Origin of the sequence: Olleya sp. 1-3, from assembly GCF_002836085.1 — a bacterium.
GTDB classification, from domain to species: domain Bacteria; phylum Bacteroidota; class Bacteroidia; order Flavobacteriales; family Flavobacteriaceae; genus Olleya; species Olleya namhaensis.
Window position 1 is genome coordinate 344046 of sequence record NZ_PJBW01000058.1, and the last position, 23912, is coordinate 367957.

The window sequence follows — 23912 nt, forward strand, 5'->3', positions numbered from 1 at the left end:
TAATTATATATTATAAATTTCTTACCGCATCTTTAAATTGACGCCCTCTATCTTCATAATTCTCAAATAAATCAAAACTTGCGCATGCAGGAGATAACAATACACTATCACCAGCTTCCGCAATTTTGTAAGCTATTTTTACAGCTTCGCTCATAAACTGCGTTTCAACAATAACATCAACCATATCACCAAAGCTAGCCAACAGCTTTTGGTTATCTACACCTAAACAAATAATAGCCTTTACTTTTTCGTTTACAAACGAAAACAACTCTTTATAATCGTTACCCTTATCCACTCCTCCAACAATCCAAACCGTTGGCGATGACATACTTTCTAAAGCAAAATAAGTTGCATTTACATTAGTCGCCTTAGAGTCGTTTACATACTGTACTTTATTAATCTTAAGTACATTTTCTAAACGATGCTCAACACCCTGAAAGTTTTCTAAGCTTTCGCGAATAGTTTGCTTTCTAATTTTTAATAAATGTGAAACTGTAGATGCAGCCATTGCATTTTTTACATTATGTTTCCCTTCTAAAGCGATATTTTTTGTTGGCATAATTATCTGATTATTATCTATTGTTATTATAATGTTGTCTTGATCCAAATACGCACCATTTTCAATTGTTTTTGTTAACGAAAACGGTAATAATGTAGCTTGAATGGTATTCTTTTTTATGTTCTCTAAAATCACTTCATCATCTGCATCGTAAATCAAATAATCTTCTTTTGTTTGATTTTTAGTAATACTAAATTTTGAAGCAATGTAATTTTCAAATTTGTAATCATATCGATCTAAATGATCTGGTACAATATTGGTTATTACTGCAATATTTGGTTTAAAGTTTACACAGCCATCTAATTGAAAACTGCTTATTTCTAAAACATAATTTTTAAAATCATGCTCTAAAACTTGCTTTGCAAAACTATCCCCAATATTACCCGCCAATCCAACATCTAATTCTTGTTTTAACACATGGTGCGTCAACATAGCTGTTGTTGTTTTCCCGTTACTACCTGTAATTGCAACTATTGTAGCATCAGTAAACTGGCTTGCAAATTCTATTTCCGAAATCACAGCAACTCCTTTATCTAAAAGCGCTTTTACAATAGCTACTTTATCAGGAATTCCTGGACTTTTCATCACAACATCTGCATTTAATATTTTAGCTTCAGTATGCTGCTCCTCTTCCCACTCAACCTTATTATGTATAAGAACCTCTTTATATTTGTCTTTTACCTTTCCTTTATCAGAAACAAAGACCTGAAACCCTTTGGCTTGTCCCAAAAGGGCAGTTCCGACACCGCTTTCTCCTGCTCCAAGAATCACTAATCGTTTCATCCTATCTTAATTTTAAGGTTACAACAGTTAGTATAGCAAGCAAAATACCTACAATCCAAAAACGTGTTACAATCTTACTTTCGTGATATCCTTTTTTCTGATAATGATGATGCAAAGGCGACATTAAAAAAATGCGTCGACCCTCACCATATTTCTTTCTTGTATATTTAAAGTAAGCTACCTGTAAGATTACTGATAATGACTCTGCAAAGAAAATTCCGCAAAGCACTGGTATCAACAACTCTTTTCTTACTGCAATTGCTATTACAGCAATCACACCACCGATAGTTAAACTACCCGTATCACCCATAAACACTTGAGCTGGATAGGTATTATACCATAAAAACCCAATCAAAGCCCCAACAAAAGCAGCTATAAACACCACCATTTCTCCCAGATTTGGAATAAACATGACATTTAAGTAATCCGAGAACACAATGTTACCAGATATAAAAGCAAAAATAGCAAGCACAAAGACGATTATAGCGGAGCTACCTGCTGCTAAACCATCAATTCCATCCGTTAAATTAGCCCCGTTAGAGACTGCTGTGATAATAAAAATTACGATTGGGATAAATACTAACCACGCATATTTAGCGTACTCATCACCCATCCAAGTCACTAAATCTGTGTAATCAAACTCGTTATCTTTTACAAAAGGAATCGTTGTTTTTAAAGACTGTTCCGCTACATTAAACTCTCTAGGTGAATTCTGTGTAATTAATTCAGTTTCAAAAACAGGATTAACCTTTTCTGTTTTAATAGTAATACCCGGATGAAAATACATCACAGACCCCACAAATAAACCAAGACCAACTTGACCTAAAACTTTAAACTTACCACTTAACCCTTCTTTATTCTTTTTAAATACTTTTATATAATCATCTGTAAAACCAACTGCTCCCATCCACAACATGGTAACAATTAATAATATCACATAAATATTATCCAACTTAGCAAACAACAACACAGGAATTAGAGTAGCTAGAATAATGATAATACCTCCCATTGTTGGAGTACCCGCTTTTTCTAGTTGACCATCTAAACCTAAATCTCTTACAGATTCTCCAACCTGCTTTCTCTGTAAAGCTACTATGATGCGTTTACCGAAAATTGTAGAAAACAACAACGACAATAATATTGCCAACGCAGCCCTAAATGTGATAAACTGAAACACACTAGCACCAGGAAATTGATAGTTTTTTTCTAAAAAATCGAATAAGTAATACAGCATTCTCTTAATATTTTATTTTGTTTTTGAAGCTCTACTTTTAGAGACCATCAAAATTTATTTTTCTAATTGTTTTAAATACGCTTTTACTATTTTGAAATCATCAAAATCAGAACGCTCTCCTTTTACCTCTTGATACGTCTCATGCCCTTTTCCGGCTATTAAAATGATATCATTTGGTTTAGCCAGCTGGCACGCTGTTTTTATTGCTTGTTTTCTATCTACAATAGACAGTGTTTTTTTAAAATTTTGAGGCTCCACTCCAACTTCAATTGCTTCAATTATAGCCTCAGGCACTTCACTTCTTGGGTTATCACTTGTAAAAATGACTTTAGTACTTAAAGCCGAAGCGATATGCCCCATTTTTGGCCTTTTAGTGACATCTCTATCACCTCCACAACCAACAACAGTAATAACATCTTCATTTTTAGTTCTGATATCATTAATAGTTTCTAACACATTTTTTAAAGCATCCGGTGTATGTGCATAATCTACAATAGCAGTTATTTTCTGATCAGAAATCACAAACTGAAAACGCCCACTTACACTCTCTAACTCACTAATTAGCCTTAACGACTCTTGTTTTTCAAGACCCAATAATTCCGCAGTAGCGAAAATTGCCAAAATATTATAAGCATTAAACGTCCCAATTAACCTTACCCAAACCTCATTATCATTAAGCTTTAATAACAAACCACTAAACTGATTCTCTAAAATCTGAGCTTTATAATCCGCATAGGTTTTTAAAGCATAAGTATATTGTTTTGCTTTAGTGTTTTGAAGCATAATGCTTCCATTTTTATCATCGCCATTAATTAACGCGAATGCCGATTTAGGCAACTCGTCAAAAAAGCGTTTTTTTACATCTCTATACTCTGCAAACGTATCGTGATAATCTAAATGATCATGAGATAAATTTGTGAAAATTCCACCTTCAAATTTCAAACCTAAAGTTCTGTTTTGATGTATCCCGTGCGAGCTAACTTCCATGAAGCAAAACTCAACACCCTGATCATTCATCTGCTTTAGATATTGATTTATTGTTAAAGAATCTGGTGTTGTATGTGTCGCCGTAAACACTTCATTATCCACCATAATTTTTACCGTAGACAACAACCCAACCTTATACCCCGCTTTTTTAAATAATTGATACAAAAGTGACGCAACGGTTGTTTTTCCATTGGTACCCGTTACACCGACTAACTTTAAATTCTCAGAAGGATTACCATAAAAATTAGCTGCCATAATCGCTAAAGCACGACTAGAATCATCCACCTTTATATAAGTAATTCCTGTTTTAGTATTAACAGGTACTTCTTGACAAACCACAACAATAGCACCTTGCTCAATTGCTTTATCTATATATTGATGACCATCCGTAAGACTACCTTTTATAGCCACAAAAACATCATTAACCGCGATACTACGAGAGTTAAACTGGATATTGCGCACCAAAACATCAGTACTACCAACTACCGCATCTAGCGTTACCTTATATAATATGTCTTTTAATGAATTCACGACGCTTCTAAAACTATTATTTGATTACTTTTTAACTTGGTATTTTTACTTACCGATTGCTTATTAACTACACCAACTCCATTACACTGGACTTTGATTTTAACATTCATGTTTTCCAACAAAGCCAATGCATCCATAACCGGCAATCCGGTTACATCTGGCATAATCGTTTTATAAGTATTTGCAACTTTATAATACCCTTCATACTCTTTTTCTACTGATGCATCAACAACATTTAATGATGCCACCTCATCAATTAGCGGTGTGTCAGTAAATATTTTTTGAGCTACTTTTTTAAATACAGGACCAGAGACATCTGCTCCATAAAATCCTTTTTTAATACTCGGCTTATGTATCACGACTATACAAGAATACTTAGGCTTATCCGAAGGAAAGTAACCCGCAAAAGACGAAATATATCTTGGCTTTTTAGCCCAGTCATCCATCCAATACTCTACCCTTGCAGTACCTGTTTTTCCGCTCATTGAAAAATAATCAGAGTACAATGAACGCCCAGTACCTCTAGTCACCACATTTTTAAGCATTGCCTTAGCAGCATTTAAAGTAGCGTCCGAACAGATTTTTGGATTAATCACAGACCTTTCAAAAGACTCTATCTGCTTATCCAATTCTTTAACCTCTCTAATAAACCTAGGCTTAACCATAACTCCATTATTAGCAACCGCATTATAAAAAGTTAGCGTTTGCAAAGGCGTCAACCTAAGATTATAACCATAAGCAATAGACGGAAGCGCATTACGACTCCATTTTTCATCTCCCGGTCTCGGGATCATCGGTGCTCCTTCTCCTTTAATAGAAATACCTAATTTTTTATCTAAATTCCAACTGCTTAAAATATCTAAAAAGCGTTCTGGATTTTTAGCATAAGCATCATCAATAATTGTTGCTAAACCAATATTTGAAGACACCTCCAAAGCTCTAGCTGCAGATATTTTTCCGTTTCCGTGAGAATCCTTTATTCCTCTTCCATAAAACACCTTATACCCATTACCCGTGTCAATAACATCTGACGTGTCTATTTTTTTATCCTCTAAAGCTGCCATTATAGCCATTAGCTTAAAAGTCGAACCCGGCTCATGCGACTCATAAACCGCATAATTCCTTTTTTCGTAATAATATCCAGACTTTGTTTTTCCTAAATTAGAAATTGCCTTAACCTCTCCCGTAGCAACTTCCATAACCACCACAGTACCGTGTTCTGCTTCGTACAATTCTAACTGCTCTAATAAGGCATGATGCGCAATATCCTGAATATTAACATCTATAGTTGTATATACATCCAAACCATCCTTAGGTTCTACTTGATCGTAGTCTAAAATTGGCTTCCATTGTCCTTTTCCTATTTTCTGCTTAAGACGCTTACCGTCTTTACCTCTTAAATAATCCACTCCAAAAGCACCATCTATACCTGCTCTTGTAATATTACCTTCATCATCCGTACGCTCATACCCAATAGTACGTTGCGCAACTTCACCCAAAGGATGTTCTCTTTTTACTTTCTGCTCCACAATTAACCCACCTTTAAAAGCGCCTAATTTTAATAAAGGAAACTCTCTAAACTTTAAATAGTCTGAATAACCAATATTTCGTGCTAACAAAAAGTATCTATTTTTATTTGCCCTAGCTTTCCCTAATTCCTTTTTATAATACGTTTTAGACTTACCAGAATATTTAGACAAAGCATCGCTTAAAGCAATTATGTTTGCTTTAAAATTTTTATCTGATGGCGTTACTGCATCAAACAAAATATCATACTTAGGTATTGATGTTGCTAATAAGCTACCATCTGAAGAATACACATTACCTCTGTTTGCAGGAATAACAACATCCTTTAAAGCGCGCTTGTCTGCAAGCGCCCTATACTTATCACCTTGCACCACTTGGATGGTTAACAATTTTCCAACCACAAGCAGCCCAAAGACGAACATACATCCTGCGACAAAATACAATCTGTTTAATATGTTCTTTTCGGTTAATGCCACGATTTGAACTTAGCTTTCTGGTTTAACAATTATTTTTTTAGGCGGAATTACTGAAGGCGCCAACCCTTTTTCTTTCATTTTTTTTACAACAGAGGACTCCATTTTTAGTTGCATCAATCGGGTCCTTCCATCATATAATTCGGATCGCAATTCTTTAACTTGATTATTAAGTTTTGCTATCTCGTATACTTTCTTATCCAAACTGTGAGAACTAGCAATCATTACTAAGGCTAAAGCCGAAAGAAAAAATATTACTTTCCAGTTTTTAAAAGAATCTTCACTTACTAAAAAAGTCCCTCGCAATAAACTATAGATACTTTTTTTCATTGCTTAAATCTTTTCTGCAATACGCAACTTCGCACTACGTGCTCTGTTGTTAATTTTTATTTCTTCTTTAGACGGAATAATTAAACCGCCGACTTTTTTTAATGGCACTTCAAAACGACCAAACACATCACGTTCCGGCTCCCCTTCAAACAAGCCATTTCTAATAAATCGTTTTACCAATCTATCTTCTAAAGAGTGATAAGAAATTAAGCTAACACGCCCATTAGGCTTTAAAATCTCTGGCGTTTGTTGTAAAAACTCCTTCAAAGCCTCAATTTCTTGATTAACCTCTATTCTTATCGCTTGATATATTTGCGCTAATATTTTGTTTTCATGTTTTGGAGACAAAAAGCGTTGCAATACTTTTTTAAGTTGATCACTAGTTCTAATCTCCTCTTCTTTACGTTGCTCTACAATTAAACCCGCCATAGCTGAAGCAGAACGAAGCTCTCCATATTGTGCCAATACCTGTTTAAGTTGCTCTTCATCATACTCATTAATAACATGATAAGCAGACAGTGTATCATTTTGATTCATACGCATATCCAACTCCGCCTCAAAGCGAGTAGAAAATCCACGTTCCGCAACATCAAATTGATGTGACGACACTCCAAAATCTGCCAAAATACCATCCACAGCTTTTACATTATGAAAGCGTAAAAAACGTTTTATGTATCTAAAATTTTCATGTATTAATACAAATCTAGGATCGTCAATTGCGTTTTCAAGCGCATCTTTATCCTGATCAAAAGCATACAACTTACCGTTTTCTCCTAAACGTTTTAATATTTCTCTACTGTGTCCACCACCACCAAATGTAACATCCACATAGACGCCATCCTCTTTGATTGCCAAGCCACCAACGGTTTCATTTAATAATACTGGATTATGATATGCTGTCATCGTCATCGTCTTTACCCATTACTTCCTCAGCTAAATCTGCAAAATCAACAGTTGCATCATCAATAGCCTTCTCATATTTTGTTTTATCCCAAATCTCGATAATATTTACAGCCGAAGACATTACAATCTCTTTTGTTATCGACGCAAAAGCAACTAAATCCTTAGGAATCAGCAAACGCCCACTAGCATCTACTTCAACTATTTTCACACCTGCTGTGAAGCGACGTATAAAATCGTTGTTTTTCTTTTTAAATCTATTTAACTTATTTACCTTTTGCATCAAAACATTCCATTCCTGCATTGGATACAACTCCAAACACTCCTGAAAAACTGCTCTTTTTAAAACAAAACCGTCCTGCAACTCTGGAGCCAACTGTTTTTTCAACGCAACAGGTAGCATAAGCCTCCCTTTTGCGTCTACTTTACATTCGTATGTTCCTATTAATGAGTTCACAACCGTTTTTATCTATCAAAATTTGTAAAAATCAAATATATTGAAAAAAACACCACTTTTTACCACATTCTACCACATTGTTAATAAGTATTGTAACTTTAACACATAAATCAGGCTCAAAAACAGACAAGTATCAAGAGAACAGACAACTAAAAGAGTTAGAACCAAGTGGGAGTAATTATGAATTTTATTTCATAAAACCGCAATGAACTAAATGATTAAAATAGCTGTTTTTTAAATGAAATACTTATATTTGCTTTTGATGTAAACTAGTAATCATTAATGGCTCGTACACTTAAAAAAGAAGGAAAATTTAACTATATCGAAGTTGGTGAAGGACAACCAATAATTGTACTTCACGGACTTATGGGAGGACTAAGTAATTTTGCTGCTGTCACTGATTTTTTTAGTGCTAATGGCTACAAAGTAATTATACCTGAACTGCCTATATACAGCAAGTCTTTACTTAAAACTAACGTTAAATCTTTTGCAAAATATCTTTACGATTTTATTGAATTCAAAGGACTTAATGATGTTGTGCTTTTAGGTAATTCTTTAGGTGGGCATATTGGCTTATATCACACTAAAATGCATCCTGACAAAGTAAAAGCTTTAGTCATTACAGGAAGTTCTGGACTTTACGAAAGTGCAATGGGTGGTGGTTATACTAAAAGAAGTGACTACGAAGTTATCAAGAAAAAGGCTCAAGAAGTTTTTTATGATCCTGCTGTAGCGACAAAAGAAATTGTTGACGAAGTTTACGAAACGGTAAATGACAGAAACAAATTAATTAAAACTTTAGCAATTGCTAAAAGTGCCATCCGACATAATATGGCTAAGGATTTACCAAAAATGAATACACCAACATGTATCATTTGGGGTAAAAATGATGGTGTTACACCTCCTGATGTGGCTGACGAGTTTAATGCATTACTACCAAATTCTGATTTATTCTGGATAGACAAATGTGGTCATGCTGCTATGATGGAACATCCTGATACATTTAATCAAATTTTATTTGACTGGTTTAAAACTCGAAATATTTAAACCAAACTAGTTACTACATATCTTACACTAAAAGTTTTCGCATTAGCGATACCAAAAACAGTTTTACAATGCACATCAAGTCTGCCGAATTTATAACAAGTAATTCTGACGCTGCCAAGTGTCCGAAAGATCGCTTACCAGAATATGCATTTATTGGCAGAAGTAACGTTGGTAAATCATCATTAATAAACATGCTTACCAGCAGAAAAAGTTTAGCAAAAACATCTGGTCGCCCAGGAAAAACACAGCTTATAAATCACTTTTTAATCAATCACGATTGGTTTTTAGTAGATTTACCTGGTTATGGTTACGCTAAGGTTTCTAAAAGCATCAAAAAGGTTTTTCAAAAATTTATCACTCAGTATTTAGAACAACGTGAACAACTGGTAACTGCATTTGTACTTGTAGACATCAGGCACAAACCTCAACCTGTTGACCAAGATTTTATGCAGTATTTAGGAGAAAAAGGCATTCCGTTTTCTATCATATTTACTAAAGCGGATAAGCTTAAACCTAAAGCAATTGACAACCATGTTGAAGATTATAAAAACATCTTGTTAGAAACTTGGGAGGAAATGCCAAACTACTTTATAACGTCTTCTAGTAAGGACATTGGTAAAGAAGAGGTATTACAATATATTGACAGCCTAAACCAAAGCTTTATTTTAGACTAAGTTCTAACACCTTTTACTTCTTATACAAATTCACGCTACAGAGCAATTAACTGCTACTTTCTAAAAAATAGCAACTAAAACACGTACCTATTATACACGTATTAGTTACGCAATCATTTTACTTAGCTAAAACAACCATGTTTTAACTAGACTTTCACATTGAAAACCCGCTACTCTTCAGCTTTTTTATTACTTTAGTTGCTTAACCAAATTTTAAGCCTAACACACTCTTTTTAGGCTTGATGCAATTACAAATTATACTAAACGACGGAACAACATGACAAACAACACTAAATTAAGCGGAAAAAATGTACTTATAACAGCTGGAGCACAAGGTATTGGAGAAGCTATAACTAAGCACTTTATTGATAGCGGAGCCAATGTTGCAATACATTATTTTTCTAGTGCTGACACTGCTAATGAGTTGACAGCTTACGCCACCAAAAAAGGACAAAAAGCAGTAGCCATAAGCGGTGATTTAACAAAAGAGGAGGATGCAAACGCATTAGTTTCAAAAACGGTAGAAGCACTTGGTGGTTTAGATATATTAATAAACAATGCAGGTTCTCTGGTTGCCCGTAAACTGCTTAACGAAATGGAAGCTGAGTTTTGGCATAAAGTTATGGACATAAACTTAACCTCTATGATGTTTGTTACTCGAGCAGCTGCACCGCATCTTGCAAAAAATGACAACAGTAGTATTGTCAACCTAGCTTCTTTAGCTGGACGTAAAGGCGGACACCCAGGATCATTGGCCTACTCAACAAGTAAAGGAGCTATTTTAACATTAACGCGTGCGCTTTCTGCAGAGTTAGGACCTCAAGGTACACGAGTAAATGCCGTATCGCCTGGACTAATTTTAGGTACATCGTTTCATAACACACACACAACAAAAGAATCTGCTGCAGCTACAACAGCAGGCATACCTATACAACGTGCTGGTAATGCAGATGACGTTGCAAGAGCCGTATTATATCTAGCTTCAGAATATGATGGTTTTATCACCGGAGCAACATTAGATATTAATGGTGGTGTTTACAATATGTAAGGACACACCGTCAATCCAAACAAACAGTAGTATCTTTACAACTATAAATTAAAATCATGAAAATAAATCTATTATCCTGCGATGCGCAACGACCAGACAAAAGAGCAATTGCTAAATGTATTGTCGAAATCTCATCAAACATAAATGACTCTCTAGCCAATGAGCTTACAGACATTTTATTAGAAGGCGATCCCGTTGATATCGAAATGGAAGATAAAAATTCAGGATCCGCATTAAGAGCATTACGAAAACTAAGTATTGATTACGAAATAGTAGAATAAAGAAGAATAAATGGAACACTTAAAAAATAAAAAAGCAATAATTACTGGAGGCGGAAAAGGACTAGGTAAAGCTACCGCAATAGCATTTGCTAAAGAAGGTATTGACGTTGCTATTACAGGTAGAAACGAAGAGACTTTAAAAGCAACTGTTGCCGAACTAAAAGCATTGGGTGTAAATGCAACTTATGCTGCGTTTGACGTTGGTAATTATGACCAAGTAAAAACAGGTATTAAAACACTAATAGATACTTTAGGTACTGTTGATATATTAGTCAACAATGCAGGTATTGCAGCTTTTGGGACTTTAAATGACATGGAAGTTAGTCAGTGGACTAAAATTATCCAAACCAATGTTATGGGTATGTACTATGTAACCAAGGAAGTCCTACCTTATTTAATTGATAAAAACGAAGGTGACATTATCAATGTATCATCTACAGCAGGATTAAGTGGTAATGCCACTACATCTGCTTATTCAGCTTCAAAATTTGCTGTTATAGGTTTATCAGAATCTTTAATGAAGGAAGTTAGAAAAAACAACATTAGAGTATGCACACTAACACCAAGTACTATTGCATCTGATATGTCTGTAGATTTAGGTATTGCAAACAGAGACTCTGAAGACAGTATTTTACAACCTGAAGACTTTGCAGAGTTAGTCGTTGCTGGATTAAAGTTACCTAGAAGAGCTATGCTTAAAAGCGCAGCGTTATGGTCTACAAATCCTTAATGTTTAACATCTAAAGCATCGCGTAATGCATTTCCAATAAGCATAAACGCCATTACTAAAAACATGATACATAATCCTGGTAACACCGCTAAATAAGGTTTACCTAGGATTATGTAATTGTAATGATCCTTAATCATTGCTCCCCAACTAGCCATAGGCGGTTGTGCTCCAATCCCTAAAAAACTAAGCCCAGATTCTATCAAAATTGCTGCTGCAAAATTGGCTGCACAAATAACAATAACTGGCGCCATAATATTTGGAAGTATATGCTTTGTAATTATCCTATAGTCTTTAAACCCTAAAGCACGTGCTGCGGTTACATACTGCATTTCTTTGGCACTAATTAGTTGCCCTCTTACCACTCTAGCAACTTCCACCCACATAGTTAGACCTACTGCTATAAACACTTGCCAAAACCCTTTTCCTAAGGCTAAAGTTATTGCAATCACTAATAATAGTGTTGGAATGGACCATGTTACATTAATAATCCACATTATAAAAGCATCTACTTTCCCACCGTAATAACCAGCGACACTACCCATAAACACCCCAATAACTAAAGATATAAATACAGCCACAAAACCTATAAAAAACGAGATCCTAGCACCAACTAATAACCTACTTAACAGGTCACGTCCATACTTGTCTGTTCCTAAATAAAATGTCACCGACTTTATATATTGTCTAGCTGAATTTTTCATTATAAAATCTGCTGCAATTGTTTTAGAAACCCCCTCTAGACCATCAGATGCATACTCCGTATAAGTCAACTGATTATCGTTTACACTGAAAGTAGCTATTGGTATTTCAGTATCAGTATTTTTTACTCCAAAAAATATTTTATCTAAAAATGACTGTACATTTTGAATTTGAGAAGGAATAGTCAACATGTCCACTGTAAATCCTGGAGATTTAGAATGAATAGAGACATGCATTTGATTAGCGTTTTGCGAATTATCTGGCGCAAATAGATATGCAAACACAGAGATTAACCCGACAACACCTATAAAGCACAAACTAAAAACGCCCCAAAAGTTTTTTTTAAACTTTTGAAGCGCTATTTGTGATAATGAATTTGTTTTAGTCACCATAAATTTTAGTTTCCTATTGCAATAGGACCGATAGACCTTAGTCTTTTATGGTTGCTACTTTTTTAATTTCGTAAGTCATTTTTAAGTCGTTAAGCACATTAATAGCTTCTTCGACATAAACATCTTTACTTAAATTTTCGTGCCACCTGTTACGCTTATCACGTAAGATTGTGTCTTGTTCAAATAACTTTTGCTCATATGGTAATGATTCAAAAGTCAAATTAGTTTTATAATCGGCAATAGCCTCAAACTGTTTTGCTTCTTCCTCATTCAACTTTAACTCAGCTTTATATTTCTTGTAATTAAGTGAATAATTATTATCATCCATTTTAGTTTTAGCCCATTTAGCACTGCTTTCAATAAGCTTTAATTGTGCATTGTTTTCCATACGGCTTTTACTATTTGCGATAGTTGTATCGTAATCAAAATAGCTATTCCAAACTTCATACTCTACAGGTGTAATTTTATCCCAAGCTAAAGGGTTTTCTTGATCACGCTCTCCAATATCGATAAAGCTATAACGATCCGGAACTACCACATCACTTTTAACACCTTCTAATTGTGTAGACCCACCATTAATACGGTAAAACTTTTGACGCGTTAATTTTAAAGCACCCAAATCTCCGTGAGAACTGTTACGCACCATACGGTTTAAATCCAATACGTTTTGTACTGTTCCTTTCCCATAAGTTTGCTTACTTCCAATAATAATAGCACGTTTATAATCTTGCATAGCTGCAGCTAAAATCTCTGATGCAGAAGCAGACAGCTCATTAACCATAATTACTAATGGCCCATCCCAAATAATAGATTTATCAGTATCTGATAACACCTCTTTAGGCTCGTCCGTAGATCTTACTTGTACTACTGGTCCATCTTTAATAAATAATCCAGCCATATCAACAACTGTTCTTAAAGATCCACCTCCGTTGTTACGTAAGTCCAATACTAATCCTTCTATACCTTGTTCTTTTAAACGTTCAATTTCTAACTTAATATCGCTAGATGCATTTCTGCTTTTATAGTCTTCAAAATCCACATAAAATTTAGGTAAATTAATCACACCATAATTTTTGTTATCCTTTTTAACTATCGATGATTTTGCATACGTTTCTTCAAGCTCAACAATATCTCTAGTAATAGCAATATCTTCAAAAGAGCCATCAACTTTTTTCATAGTTAAAATAACCTTAGTTCCTTTTGGGCCCTTTATTAATTTGATGGCATCGTCAATACGCATACCTACCACACTAATCGCTTCTTTTTCTTTGTCTTGACGTACTTTAACAATTAAATCTCCAACCTCAATCTTTCCATCTCTCCAAGCTGGTCCTCCAGAAATCAATTCTACAATCTTAATGTAGTCCATTTTCTTTTGCAGTCGCGCACCAATACCTTCTAACTTACCAGACATTTGTTGATCAAAACGATCTTTATCTGTTGGCGCCATATAAGATGTATGTGGATCAAACTCCTCTACTATTGTATTAACATACATAGCAAACCAGTCTTCACGTTCCATATCATCTATATAATCTGTAAAATAATTATCTAGTGTTTTTAAAGTTTCTGCTCTTGACTCTTCTTCAATTTCTTTTAAAGACTTTTTTACAATAGGCTCTTTTACTTCAGCTTCATCATCATCATCATCATCATCATCATCAGTTTTTGATTCACCATTTTGCTGATCAATCAACATATCATAACCAGATAATGTATTAAATTTTAATTGTTGTCTCCAACGTTCTTTTAAAGCTTTCTTGTTTTTTACAAATGCTAAACTCTCGTAATCTGCATTATAGTCTTCGTCTTGCTCATAATTAAATGGTTTAGACAAAATACTTTTATAATACTCTTTTGCATCCTGCTGACGTTGTATTAAACGCTCATAAACCATATTAAAAAACGAAATATCGTACGCTCTCAATTGGTCATCAATTTCAGTTTCAAATTTCTTGAAATCATCAATATCTGATTGTAAAAAGTAACGTTTTAACGGGTCAACTAACTCTAGGTAGTCTGAATAGATTTCAGCAGAAAATGCATCATTTAATTCCTTTGGTTCAAAGTGGAGTTGATCTAATGCCAACGTTATGATTTGAATCAGTAATTTATCTTTATCAGGATCATCATCTACTTTTGCAGTAAAGCTGCAAGACCCAAATGCTAATAATAGCACTAGTAATATTATATTATATTTCCTTTTCATCTGTTCTTTTTAAATTTTTACGAGAAATTTCTACTAAAGTAAAGAAAAAACCATGCCAATAAAATCTAAACCAGCTAATTTTTTGTTAAACTGAATAAATTGAGCAGTTCCGAGAGATTTTGTGTATTTTAGCTACGTAAATAAAATCCCCTTTTATGAGTAAAAAACCACTGATTTTAATCACTAATGATGACGGAATAACTGCACCAGGAATTTTAGCTTTAATTGAAGTTATGGAAACCCTTGGAGATGTTGTAGTTGTGGCTCCCGATAGTCCTCAAAGCGGAATGGGTCATGCCATAACATTAAACAATGTATTGCATTTAGATAAAGTCTCTAAACCTGGTGACAAAACTTTACAATATAGCTGTTCTGGAACACCTGCCGACTGTGTTAAAATTGCAATTAATGAAGTGCTAGACAGACGACCAGACCTTTGTGTATCCGGCATTAACCACGGTTCCAACAGTAGTATAAACGTTATTTACTCGGGTACGATGAGTGCTGCAATAGAAGCTGGTATTGAAGGTATACCTGCTATCGGGTTTTCTTTATTAAACTATAGTTGGGACGCCGATTTTGAAGCTTCAAAAAAGTATATCAAGCAAATTGCAGAAAACGCGCTTAAAAATAAAATTGCTGAAGGGATTATTTTAAACGTCAACATTCCCGATTTAAAAAAGAAGGAATTAAAAGGAATTAAGGTTTGCCGACAAGCAAAAGCAAACTGGAAAGAAAAATTTGATAAACGCCAAACACCTCAAGGTCGTGATTACTATTGGCTAACCGGTGAATTTGTAAATTACGATAAAGGCACTGATACAGATGAGTATGCTTTAGAAAACGGTTACATATCTGTAGTACCTGTACAATACGATTTGACTGCACACCATTATATGCAACACTTAAACACGTGGCAATTTGAAAAATAAAAAAGACATTATAATTGGATTTATTCTAGGTATACTTTGCACCTGTGTTGGTGTGATACTATATATTGTTTTGTTTTCAAAGTTTGGAATTGAATCTACCATAAAACAAGCATTACAATTTAAATTTGTTGGTAAGTTGGTTAGTCTTGGCGCTTTGCTTAACTTAGGATTATTCTTTCTGTTTTTAAACAGAAAGCAGGACGACAAAGCAAAAGGTGTTTTAATGGCCACACTAATAATTGGACTAATTTTTATAATAAACAGACTATAATTTGAAATATTATATCATAGCTGGCGAAGCCTCTGGAGATCTACACGGTTCTAACCTAATGAAAGCACTGCAAAAACAAGACGTTAATGCAACGTTTAGATTTTGGGGAGGCGACTTAATGGAAAACGTTGGAGGAACTTTAGTAAAACACTATAAAGCATTAGCTTTTATGGGGTTTTCTGAAGTTATAATGAATTTAAGAACCATTGCTAAAAACTTATCGTTTTGCAAGACTGATATTGCAAATTATAATCCAGACGTCATTATTTTTATAGACTATCCTGGTTTTAATTTACGTATTGCCAAATGGGCAAAACTAAAAAACTTTAAAACACATTATTATATATCACCACAAATTTGGGCTTGGAAAGAAGGACGTATAAATGCCATCAAAAATGATGTGGATGAAATGTATGTTATACTTCCTTTTGAGAAAGATTTTTACGAAAAGAAACACAATTACCCAGTTCACTTTGTTGGACACCCCTTAATTGATGCTATTTCTGACAGAACACAAGTTGACGAGTTTGAATTTAGAAAAGCACATGGTTTAAGCGACAAACCCATAATTGCATTACTACCAGGAAGTAGAAAACAGGAAATAACAAAAATGCTGTCCGTAATGCTTAGTGTTGTGGACGACTATCCAAAATACCAATTTGTAATTGCTGGAGCACCAAGTCAAGATTACGATTTTTATAAAACGTTTATTAAACAAGCAAACGTTCATTTTATAAGCAATAAAACCTATGATTTATTAAGCTTATCTACTGCTGCACTAGTCACTTCTGGAACCGCAACTTTAGAGACAGGCTTATTTAAAGTCCCTCAAGTGGTGTGTTACAAAGGTAGCTGGGTGTCTTACCAAATTGGTAAACGCGTGGTTAATTTAGAATATATAAGTCTTGTTAATTTAATATTGAATAAAAAATCTGTTACCGAATTAATACAAGGCGACTTTAATACTAAACGTTTGAAGACAGAACTAGATCGACTTTTAAATGATTATGAACGTACCAAGTTTTTTGTAGACTATTACGAATTAGAAAAAAAATTAGGTGGTAAAGGCGCTAGCCAAAACACAGCTAAGTTAATTTTTGATGCTATAAAACTATAATTTTTACAATGAAAAAAATTGCCCTACTCCTACTTATAACTACAATTTTATCTTGCGGAAGTTCTAAAAGCAAGCATGTTGTTACCAAAAAATCAGAATCTAAAACAACAGCTCAAACAGAAACAAAACGCAATAGAAAACGACCAACTAGAAAACCAACACATACAGAAACACCAGAAACTAACACAACACCAAACTACCCAACAATTAAAGCTACTAGCCCAAAAATAGCTAACATAATAAATAGCGCTAAAAGCTTTGAAGGCGTTAGATATAAATACGGCGGAACTACTAAAAAAGGGATGGATTGTTCTGGATTACTATATACTGCGTTTGGATCTGAAAACGTTGATCTACCAAGAACATCAAGCGCAATGGCGCAACAAGGCGACTGGATAGATGTTAAAGAAGTAGAAGAAGGTGATTTACTGTTTTTTGCAACCAAACGTAATAGCAGAACTATAAACCATGTCGGATTAGTAACCTCTTCACGACCAGGACGTGTTGAGTTTATACACTCTAGCACTAGCAAAGGCGTCATGACCAGTTTATTGTCAGAACGTTACTGGTACTTTGCTTTTGTACAAGCACGTCGTGTATTGTAAGAAATTGCTTATATTGAAAGATGAAATTATTTCATTTTTCAATTATAAAATTTACGTTATGCTTAATTTTAGGCATTTTACTGGCTAAATTAATTACAATTAGCACTAGTTATAGCTTTATTCTAGCTGTAATTTTCACTGCAATTACGGTCTTGTTATATTTCATATTAAAAAAGAAAAAACGTTTTGTTTTTATTTATGGGGTATCAACCTACTTAACCTTTCTCTTCTTTGGTCTTTTTTTAACTAATATTAATGAAGATCTGCGTGATGCCAGTCATTTTTCTCACGCAATAAATGAAACCCCTACTAGTAAAATCATAACCTTTCGAGTTAGAGAAACTTTAAAACCAAATGCGTACAGTCATCGTTATTATGTCAACATTTTAAACGTAAACACTAAGCATGTTAGTGGAAAAGCATTATTAAATATAAAGAAAGACAGCATACATTCTGCTTTACCTATTGACGCCATCTATACAACCAACGTCAATTTAAACAAAGTTAAAGCACCATTAAACCCAGATCAATTTAGTTATAAAAACTACCTTGATAAGCAACAAGTACATTACCAATTGTACGCCGACCACACTACTATTATTAATTTACCACATACAAGCACGTCTCTATTTGGTTATGCTGCGACATTCCGAAACTATATAAACACACAACTAACAGCATACGAATACACAAAAGATCAACTCTCGATTATTAATGCCTTAATTTTAGGACAAAGACAAAACATTACAAAAGCAGTTTATGATAATTACACCAATGCTGGCGCTATACATATTTTAGCTGTATCTGGATTACATGTTGGAATTATACTTTTACTATTAAACTTGATATTTTCTCCACTAGAGCGATTAAAACACGGAAAAACTATCAAGACTATTATTCTGTTAATACTACTATGGACTTATGCTTTAATTGCGGGCGGTTCTGCCTCGATAATTAGAGCAACAACTATGTTTAGCATTGTTGCTATTGGTATAAATCTAAAACGTCCTACCAACATTTATAACACCTTAGCAATTTCCGTTTTTGTTTTACTGCTAATCAAACCTAACTTTTTATTTGATGTTGGATTTCAATTAAGTTATGCTGCAGTAATAGCAATAGTAAGCTTTCAACCCATACTAGAACACTTATGGACCCCCAAATACAAATTACCTAAACTACTATGGCAAACACTAACCGTTACTATAGCTGCACAATTTGGGATTATTCCTATTAGCCTGTATTACTTTCATCAATTTCCTAGTTTGTTTTGGTTGTCCAATTTGATTGTAATCCCCTTTTTAAGCATGATATTAGGACTTGGATTGTTGGTTATAACATTAGCCTTATTAAGTGTCCCTAAAAGCTTTATATCGGATGCTTTTGGATTAGTTATTGATTGGATGAATCAATTTTTTGGTTGGATTTCTAGCCAAGAAACCTTTTTAATTCTTGACATACCGTTTACAGTAGTGCAAGTTGTGGTTTCTTATGTTTTTATATTTACGATTTACAAATTGTATCATTACAAAAACTACAAATGGATGCGTCTGACTTTAGTTTCGATTATACTTATACAACTGACTTATATCCATAATTATTATCAAACAGAAGGAAATCGGTTTTTAGTATTTCATAAAAACAGAAGTACGATCATTGGACAAAAACACGATAATCGTTTAACAATATACTCTGACATAGAAAACGCTGAATCAAACACCATAATTAGAAGTTATGCTGTTAAAAACGCACTTAACACTACGACATCAAAACCCTTAAATTCTGTTTACAAACTAAAAAACAATTATGTATTAGTTGTTGATAGTCTTGGCGTCTTTGATATTAAAAATAAGGCGATAGATTATGTGCTATTAACACAATCTCCAAAATTAAATTTAGAACGCTTAATAGATAGCTTACAACCAAAAGGCATTATTGCGGATGGTAACAATTACAAATCTTATATTAATAAATGGACAACAACTTGTAAAAAAAGAAAACTCCCATTTTACCAAACTGGTAAAACAGGAGCTTTTATAATAGACTATTAAAAGTGTTTATGCGTTGTTTTTAAACTCCGCTTTAAAATCTTTATTGTACTTATCAAACTCTGATTGCGATTTCATCTCTAAATGTTTATTAGATTGAAACATCTTTAAATATAATTCTAATTGTTGTGGTGTTTTATACCCTGAAACTGGTGCTATAAGTTGCGCATTCTCATCAAAAAACAATAATGTTGGATAGGCTCTAATACCTAAACCGCGAGAAAGCTCGTGTGCAGAATTTCTTTTTTTAGATTTAGCAGGATCATAACTAGGGTTTTTATAAGTCTTTCCTTTAAAATCGATCTCTTCGTTACCTTCAGCATCAAATTTTACTGCGTAATAATGTTCATTTACAAAAGCAACTAAATCTTGATTAGTAAACGTTCTAGCATCTAAAAGCTTGCAAGGTCCACACCAAGATGTGTAAGCATCCATTAATATTTTTTTTGGTTCTGTTTTTTGAAGCTCAACCGCTTCTTCCAATGTCATCCAATTAATTTCTTCTTGAGCAATAGTATTTACTGCAAACAGTAATGTAAAGGCTAAAAATATGTTTTTCATTATAAAGTTGTTTTGTTTTGTATTTGCAAATAGCGTTCCAAATTTACAAAAAAAAGAAACGCCCCAAATATGAGGCGTTTTATTTATGGTAATTATAACATGTTATCTAACACCATGCATTAATTTTTTAAGTAACGGGTTTAGAATAGCCGATATAATACCAACTACAATTGGTACAATTGTAAAAATTAAAAAGAATGTACTTAATGAATGTTCTTCAGAAATTTTATCAATCATTCCTCCCATATTCCCTGCTGCTTTTTGACCGATAGCAATTGCTAGATACCAAATACCAAACATAAAACCAATCATACGTCCAGGAACCAACTTACTTAAATAAGATAAACCAATTGGCGAAATACATAACTCTCCCATAGTATGTAGCAAATAGGCTAATATTAGAAAAATCATACTTACGGAAGCTGTTTTTGCACCTTGATCAATTCCTAAAGTACCAATTACAAGTACACCAAAACCTAATCCTAATAATACTAAACCAATACCAAATTTCATTGCAGCACTAGGGTTGTATTTACTTTCCCACCATTTAGAGAAAAATGGAGCCAATGTTATAATAAAAAATGAATTTAAAATACCAAACCAAGTTGCTGGTACTTCTGTTCCTTCTTTACTAAATTCATTATTAATTTTATAAATTACAATACCCCATAGAAGTACAAATGACAATGCCAATACAATGTTTGAAACCGCAATTTTAGTATATGTTTTCTTGAATAATAAATATAAAACCCATGAAATAATTGCCAATGGACCAACCGTTAAAATTAAATCCACAATTTTAAAAATCATAGCAGAACTACCAGCAAGTGCTCTAGATGTATAATCTCTTGCAAAAATTGTCATAGACCCTAAAGACTGCTCAAAAGCAGCAAAGAAAAATACTGTAAACACTCCAAAGATTGCTACTGCAATAATCCTATCCCTAATAACCTTAGTGTATCTAGAAATTCTTGTGGTAATCAAAAACAAAAACATAGCTAACGATGCCAAAATAAGAACTTCAGAACCTGTAAAATTCCCAACAGAAAAAGGCACTAAATCCATACCTGATATTTTTTCTAGAGGGTCATTAATAAGATATAATAAACCACCAATAGAAGACAAAACAATTAAAATCTTGTCTAACATCGTAAACGGATTTAATTGATCTTCAACTGGCGTAGTAATATCAATTGTAACGCTTTCTTCATTAATATTTTGAGGTAGTTCTACCTCATGAACTTTTGATGGTTTTTCTCCAATAGAACCGAAAAAATCTTTAGCCATCCAAAATTGAATTAAACCAAATAGCATAAAAATACCCGCTAAACCAAAACCGTAACTCCAGCCTTCGTTTTCAGCTAAATACCCACAAAGCATCATACCAAAAAATGCACCTGCATTTACACCCATATAATAAATGGTGTAAGCGCCATCCTTTTTAGATTCTTTCCCTTTATACATTTCAGAAATCATCGAAGTCATATTAGGCTTAAAAAAACCTGTTCCCACAATTAAAAGTCCTAAACCTATATATAATGATGCAGGTGTTTCAAAGACCATAGATAAATGACCCAACATCATAATAAAACAGCCTATTATTACAGCCCATTTATATCCTGTAAACTTATCTGCAATCCAACCACCAAGTATTGGCGTTAAATAAAGTAATGCTCCATAAGTACCTATTAAAGATAATGCATGTTCTCTAGGCCATTCCCAACCCGGATTATCACTAACAATAGGTGCTGTTAAAAACAATACTAATAGAATACGCATTCCGTAGAATGAAAAACGCTCCCACATTTCAGTAAAAAATATTATAAATAATCCAGCTGGATGCCCTATAACTTTGTCTTTAAATAGATTTTCAATATCTGTATTCATGATAAAATTTAGTTAGTTAAAAAAAGAAAACCCCACAAAGTAAAATTTGTGAGGTTTTTATATTTAGTTATTTTTAATTGTCAGCTAATTCAAATCCTTCAGCTTCTTCGTTTTTTAATATTCTTTCGCTTTCTTCAGCGCCATGTGTTAATCTTTTTAATGGTTTTAACATTGCTATAAATAACAAACCAATAATTACTGTAAAGATTACTATACCTGAAAAGATTGCCAACTCACCATATTCACTAGCAGACTCTCCGACTATACCCGCAACTTTATTTCCTAATCCAGTAGCAGCAAAATAAACTCCCATCATTAAAGAGGCATATTTTACCGGTGCTAATTTAGTAATAAAAGATAATGCCACTGGAGATATACATAACTCTCCAATAGTATGGAAAAAATAAGCTAACACTAACCAGATCATACTAGATGTTCCTGATTTTTCAAATTCCATTGCTGCAAATACCATGAATAAAAACCCAAAGCCCATTATAATAATACCTAAAGCCATTTTAAACAATGACGATGCTTCCTTACCTTTTAATTTGCGTTTAGCCCATACACCTGCAATAAACGTTGCAAATAAAATAATGAATCCAGCATTTAAACTTTGAAACATTACTGTTGGAATTTGCCATCCAAATAACATTCTATCTGTTTTTGTATCTGTATATAAATTCATTAATCCTCCAGCTTGCTCAAAAGCACCCCAGAAAATTATTACCATAATAAAAGATAGCAATAAGACTAAGAAACGATCTTTAAACACTTGACTATCTAATTCTTTATAAATCATCATTAATAACGCTGTTATTGCTGTTAAAAAGATAAATAATAAACCAAATCCCCATTCTAAAGTATACCAACCATATACTGATGCAGCAACTAATATACCTACAATTGTTAATTGCTTCGGAGAACTGAATAATTTAGAATATAATTGACCGTAAGACACTTCATTTGAATCTCCAGTACTAGGTACAAAATTACCTACTTCTTTTAAATACTTTTGACCGTATAAGTAATTTATCAAACCTAAAACCATTACAATTCCAGCTAATCCAAAACCTGCATGCCATCCCCATTTAGCGACAACTCCACCAACAACCATAGTTGCTAATAGTGACCCTAAGTTAATACCGATATAAAATATACTAAACCCTTTATCTCTTCTAATATCCCCTTCTTTATATAATCCACCAACCATTGTAGATATATTCGGTTTTAATAAACCAACACCTAAAATAACTAGTCCTAAACCTGTATAAAAGGCCCAAATATCAGTTAATACCAATACAGCGTGACCTAAACACAAGACAATAGCCCCGAGTAACACTGCTTTTTTCTGGCCTATTAATTTATCCGCAATCATCCCTCCAGGAATAGACATAACATATACTAACATAGTATACCATCCATAAAGTGCTAAAGCTTCTTGACTTGTCCAACCTAAACCAGCACCTCTATCGTCTCCAATAGTAGCTGTTGTCATATAAAGTACTAAAAGTGCTCGCATTCCATAATATGAAAAACGTTCCCACATTTCGGTTAAAAACAAAATATAAAGACCAATTGGTTGTCCAAACAGTTCTTTTTGATGTGGTTGTAAAGCTTTACTTGACATATT

Annotated in this window: 22 protein-coding genes; 10 read left to right on the top strand and 12 right to left on the bottom strand. The window is 33.6% G+C overall.

What is annotated here, in order from left to right; genetic code table 11:
* Positions 1-10: 10 nt before the first annotated feature.
* From murD to mraZ, 7 genes are all read right to left on the bottom strand, one after another.
* Positions 11-1342 carry a UDP-N-acetylmuramoyl-L-alanine--D-glutamate ligase gene (murD, locus tag CXF54_RS14595; protein ID WP_101204069.1) on the bottom strand — a complete coding sequence of 444 codons (1332 nt, stop codon included), beginning with the start codon at positions 1340-1342 and terminating at the stop codon, positions 11-13.
* Position 1343: 1 nt separating this feature from the next.
* Positions 1344-2576, bottom strand: coding sequence for a phospho-N-acetylmuramoyl-pentapeptide-transferase (mraY, locus tag CXF54_RS14600; RefSeq protein WP_090837918.1), 1233 nt, complete (start codon positions 2574-2576; stop codon positions 1344-1346).
* Positions 2577-2630: 54 nt separating this feature from the next.
* Positions 2631-4094 carry a UDP-N-acetylmuramoyl-L-alanyl-D-glutamate--2,6-diaminopimelate ligase gene (locus CXF54_RS14605; RefSeq protein ID WP_101204070.1) on the bottom strand — a complete coding sequence of 488 codons (1464 nt, stop codon included), beginning with the start codon at positions 4092-4094 and terminating at the stop codon, positions 2631-2633.
* Complete coding sequence (locus CXF54_RS14610) at positions 4091-6043, bottom strand: penicillin-binding protein (RefSeq protein WP_101204071.1); 1953 nt, start codon at positions 6041-6043, stop codon at positions 4091-4093. The genes CXF54_RS14605 and CXF54_RS14610 overlap by 4 nt, the downstream gene beginning before the upstream one ends.
* A gap of 63 nt (positions 6044-6106) precedes the next feature.
* Complete coding sequence (locus tag CXF54_RS14615) at positions 6107-6424, bottom strand: FtsL-like putative cell division protein (protein ID WP_090837924.1); 318 nt, start codon at positions 6422-6424, stop codon at positions 6107-6109.
* A 3-nt stretch (positions 6425-6427) separates the two neighbouring features.
* The gene (gene rsmH / locus CXF54_RS14620; protein WP_101204072.1) at positions 6428-7333 is read right to left on the bottom strand and encodes a 16S rRNA (cytosine(1402)-N(4))-methyltransferase RsmH; all 906 of its coding nucleotides are present in this window, start codon (positions 7331-7333) and stop codon (positions 6428-6430) included.
* On the bottom strand, positions 7311-7781 hold the full coding sequence (mraZ, locus tag CXF54_RS14625; protein ID WP_090837929.1) for a division/cell wall cluster transcriptional repressor MraZ: 471 nt from the start codon (positions 7779-7781) through the stop codon (positions 7311-7313). Before mraZ ends, rsmH begins: the two co-directional genes overlap by 23 nt.
* 282 nt (positions 7782-8063) lie before the next feature.
* Between mraZ and CXF54_RS14630 the strand changes: the two genes are divergently transcribed.
* The 5 genes from CXF54_RS14630 to CXF54_RS14650 all read left to right on the top strand — a co-directional run bounded on the left by CXF54_RS14630 (position 8064) and on the right by CXF54_RS14650 (position 11561).
* Positions 8064-8828, top strand: coding sequence for an alpha/beta fold hydrolase (locus tag CXF54_RS14630; protein WP_090837931.1), 765 nt, complete (start codon positions 8064-8066; stop codon positions 8826-8828).
* Between the two features lie 68 nt (positions 8829-8896).
* Positions 8897-9502: a ribosome biogenesis GTP-binding protein YihA/YsxC gene (yihA, locus tag CXF54_RS14635; protein ID WP_090837933.1), complete on the top strand. Its 606-nt coding sequence runs from the start codon at positions 8897-8899 to the stop codon at positions 9500-9502.
* 277 nt (positions 9503-9779) lie between these two features.
* A complete protein-coding gene (locus CXF54_RS14640) occupies positions 9780-10550 on the top strand; it encodes an SDR family NAD(P)-dependent oxidoreductase (RefSeq protein WP_101204073.1) in 771 nt (256 codons plus the stop codon).
* A 56-nt stretch (positions 10551-10606) separates the two neighbouring features.
* A complete protein-coding gene (locus CXF54_RS14645) occupies positions 10607-10831 on the top strand; it encodes a hypothetical protein (RefSeq protein ID WP_090837937.1) in 225 nt (74 codons plus the stop codon).
* 10 nt (positions 10832-10841) lie between these two features.
* Positions 10842-11561 carry a 3-ketoacyl-ACP reductase gene (locus CXF54_RS14650; protein WP_090837939.1) on the top strand — a complete coding sequence of 240 codons (720 nt, stop codon included), beginning with the start codon at positions 10842-10844 and terminating at the stop codon, positions 11559-11561.
* Here CXF54_RS14650 and CXF54_RS14655 read toward each other — a convergent pair.
* Both CXF54_RS14655 and CXF54_RS14660 read right to left on the bottom strand, forming a co-directional pair.
* On the bottom strand, positions 11558-12652 hold the full coding sequence (locus tag CXF54_RS14655; RefSeq protein ID WP_101204074.1) for an ABC transporter permease: 1095 nt from the start codon (positions 12650-12652) through the stop codon (positions 11558-11560). The genes CXF54_RS14650 and CXF54_RS14655 overlap by 4 nt on opposite strands.
* A gap of 37 nt (positions 12653-12689) precedes the next feature.
* On the bottom strand, positions 12690-14861 hold the full coding sequence (locus tag CXF54_RS14660; protein WP_101204075.1) for a carboxy terminal-processing peptidase: 2172 nt from the start codon (positions 14859-14861) through the stop codon (positions 12690-12692).
* A gap of 155 nt (positions 14862-15016) precedes the next feature.
* Between CXF54_RS14660 and surE the strand changes: the two genes are divergently transcribed.
* Genes surE through CXF54_RS14685 form a run of 5 tightly spaced genes read left to right on the top strand, consistent with a single transcriptional unit; the run spans position 15017 to position 19837 of the window.
* Positions 15017-15793, top strand: a complete 777-nt coding sequence (surE, locus tag CXF54_RS14665; RefSeq protein WP_101204076.1) for a 5'/3'-nucleotidase SurE — start codon at positions 15017-15019, stop codon at positions 15791-15793.
* The gene (locus CXF54_RS14670) at positions 15783-16064 is read left to right on the top strand and encodes a hypothetical protein (protein WP_101204077.1); all 282 of its coding nucleotides are present in this window, start codon (positions 15783-15785) and stop codon (positions 16062-16064) included. The genes surE and CXF54_RS14670 overlap by 11 nt, the downstream gene beginning before the upstream one ends.
* A 1-nt stretch (position 16065) precedes the next feature.
* On the top strand, positions 16066-17181 hold the full coding sequence (lpxB, locus tag CXF54_RS14675) for a lipid-A-disaccharide synthase (RefSeq protein ID WP_101204078.1): 1116 nt from the start codon (positions 16066-16068) through the stop codon (positions 17179-17181).
* Between the two features lie 8 nt (positions 17182-17189).
* A complete protein-coding gene (locus tag CXF54_RS14680; RefSeq protein ID WP_101204079.1) occupies positions 17190-17786 on the top strand; it encodes a C40 family peptidase in 597 nt (198 codons plus the stop codon).
* 20 nt (positions 17787-17806) lie between these two features.
* Entirely contained in the window at positions 17807-19837 is a 2031-nt protein-coding gene (locus CXF54_RS14685; protein WP_101204080.1) for a ComEC/Rec2 family competence protein, read from the top strand.
* 6 nt (positions 19838-19843) lie between these two features.
* Here the strand turns inward: CXF54_RS14685 and CXF54_RS14690 are convergent, their stop codons facing one another.
* The 3 genes from CXF54_RS14690 to CXF54_RS14700 all read right to left on the bottom strand — a co-directional run bounded on the left by CXF54_RS14690 (position 19844) and on the right by CXF54_RS14700 (position 23909).
* The gene (locus tag CXF54_RS14690) at positions 19844-20395 is read right to left on the bottom strand and encodes a thioredoxin family protein (protein ID WP_090837955.1); all 552 of its coding nucleotides are present in this window, start codon (positions 20393-20395) and stop codon (positions 19844-19846) included.
* A 102-nt stretch (positions 20396-20497) separates the two neighbouring features.
* Positions 20498-22282: a peptide MFS transporter gene (locus tag CXF54_RS14695; protein WP_101204081.1), complete on the bottom strand. Its 1785-nt coding sequence runs from the start codon at positions 22280-22282 to the stop codon at positions 20498-20500.
* Positions 22283-22355: 73 nt separating this feature from the next.
* Positions 22356-23909, bottom strand: a complete 1554-nt coding sequence (locus CXF54_RS14700; RefSeq protein ID WP_101204082.1) for a peptide MFS transporter — start codon at positions 23907-23909, stop codon at positions 22356-22358.
* Between the last annotated feature and the right edge of the window lie 3 nt (positions 23910-23912).

Excerpts from the sequence above, each read along its gene's own strand:
- murD (WP_101204069.1), bottom strand. The coding sequence starts at position 1,342 with ATGAAACGATTAGTGATTCTTGGAGCAGGAGAAAGCGGTGTCGGAACT.
- mraY (WP_090837918.1), bottom strand. The coding sequence starts at position 2,576 with ATGCTGTATTACTTATTCGATTTTTTAGAAAAAAACTATCAATTTCCT.
- CXF54_RS14610 (WP_101204071.1), bottom strand. The coding sequence starts at position 6,043 with ATGTTCGTCTTTGGGCTGCTTGTGGTTGGAAAATTGTTAACCATCCAA.
- CXF54_RS14615 (WP_090837924.1), bottom strand. The coding sequence starts at position 6,424 with ATGAAAAAAAGTATCTATAGTTTATTGCGAGGGACTTTTTTAGTAAGT.
- rsmH (WP_101204072.1), bottom strand. The coding sequence starts at position 7,333 with ATGACGATGACAGCATATCATAATCCAGTATTATTAAATGAAACCGTT.
- CXF54_RS14630 (WP_090837931.1), top strand. The coding sequence starts at position 8,064 with ATGGCTCGTACACTTAAAAAAGAAGGAAAATTTAACTATATCGAAGTT.
- yihA (WP_090837933.1), top strand. The coding sequence starts at position 8,897 with ATGCACATCAAGTCTGCCGAATTTATAACAAGTAATTCTGACGCTGCC.
- CXF54_RS14640 (WP_101204073.1), top strand. The coding sequence starts at position 9,780 with ATGACAAACAACACTAAATTAAGCGGAAAAAATGTACTTATAACAGCT.
- CXF54_RS14645 (WP_090837937.1), top strand. The coding sequence starts at position 10,607 with ATGAAAATAAATCTATTATCCTGCGATGCGCAACGACCAGACAAAAGA.
- CXF54_RS14650 (WP_090837939.1), top strand. The coding sequence starts at position 10,842 with ATGGAACACTTAAAAAATAAAAAAGCAATAATTACTGGAGGCGGAAAA.
- CXF54_RS14655 (WP_101204074.1), bottom strand. The coding sequence starts at position 12,652 with ATGGTGACTAAAACAAATTCATTATCACAAATAGCGCTTCAAAAGTTT.
- CXF54_RS14660 (WP_101204075.1), bottom strand. The coding sequence starts at position 14,861 with ATGAAAAGGAAATATAATATAATATTACTAGTGCTATTATTAGCATTT.
- surE (WP_101204076.1), top strand. The coding sequence starts at position 15,017 with ATGAGTAAAAAACCACTGATTTTAATCACTAATGATGACGGAATAACT.
- CXF54_RS14680 (WP_101204079.1), top strand. The coding sequence starts at position 17,190 with ATGAAAAAAATTGCCCTACTCCTACTTATAACTACAATTTTATCTTGC.
- CXF54_RS14685 (WP_101204080.1), top strand. The coding sequence starts at position 17,807 with ATGAAATTATTTCATTTTTCAATTATAAAATTTACGTTATGCTTAATT.
- CXF54_RS14690 (WP_090837955.1), bottom strand. The coding sequence starts at position 20,395 with ATGAAAAACATATTTTTAGCCTTTACATTACTGTTTGCAGTAAATACT.
- CXF54_RS14695 (WP_101204081.1), bottom strand. The coding sequence starts at position 22,282 with ATGAATACAGATATTGAAAATCTATTTAAAGACAAAGTTATAGGGCAT.
- CXF54_RS14700 (WP_101204082.1), bottom strand. The coding sequence starts at position 23,909 with ATGTCAAGTAAAGCTTTACAACCACATCAAAAAGAACTGTTTGGACAA.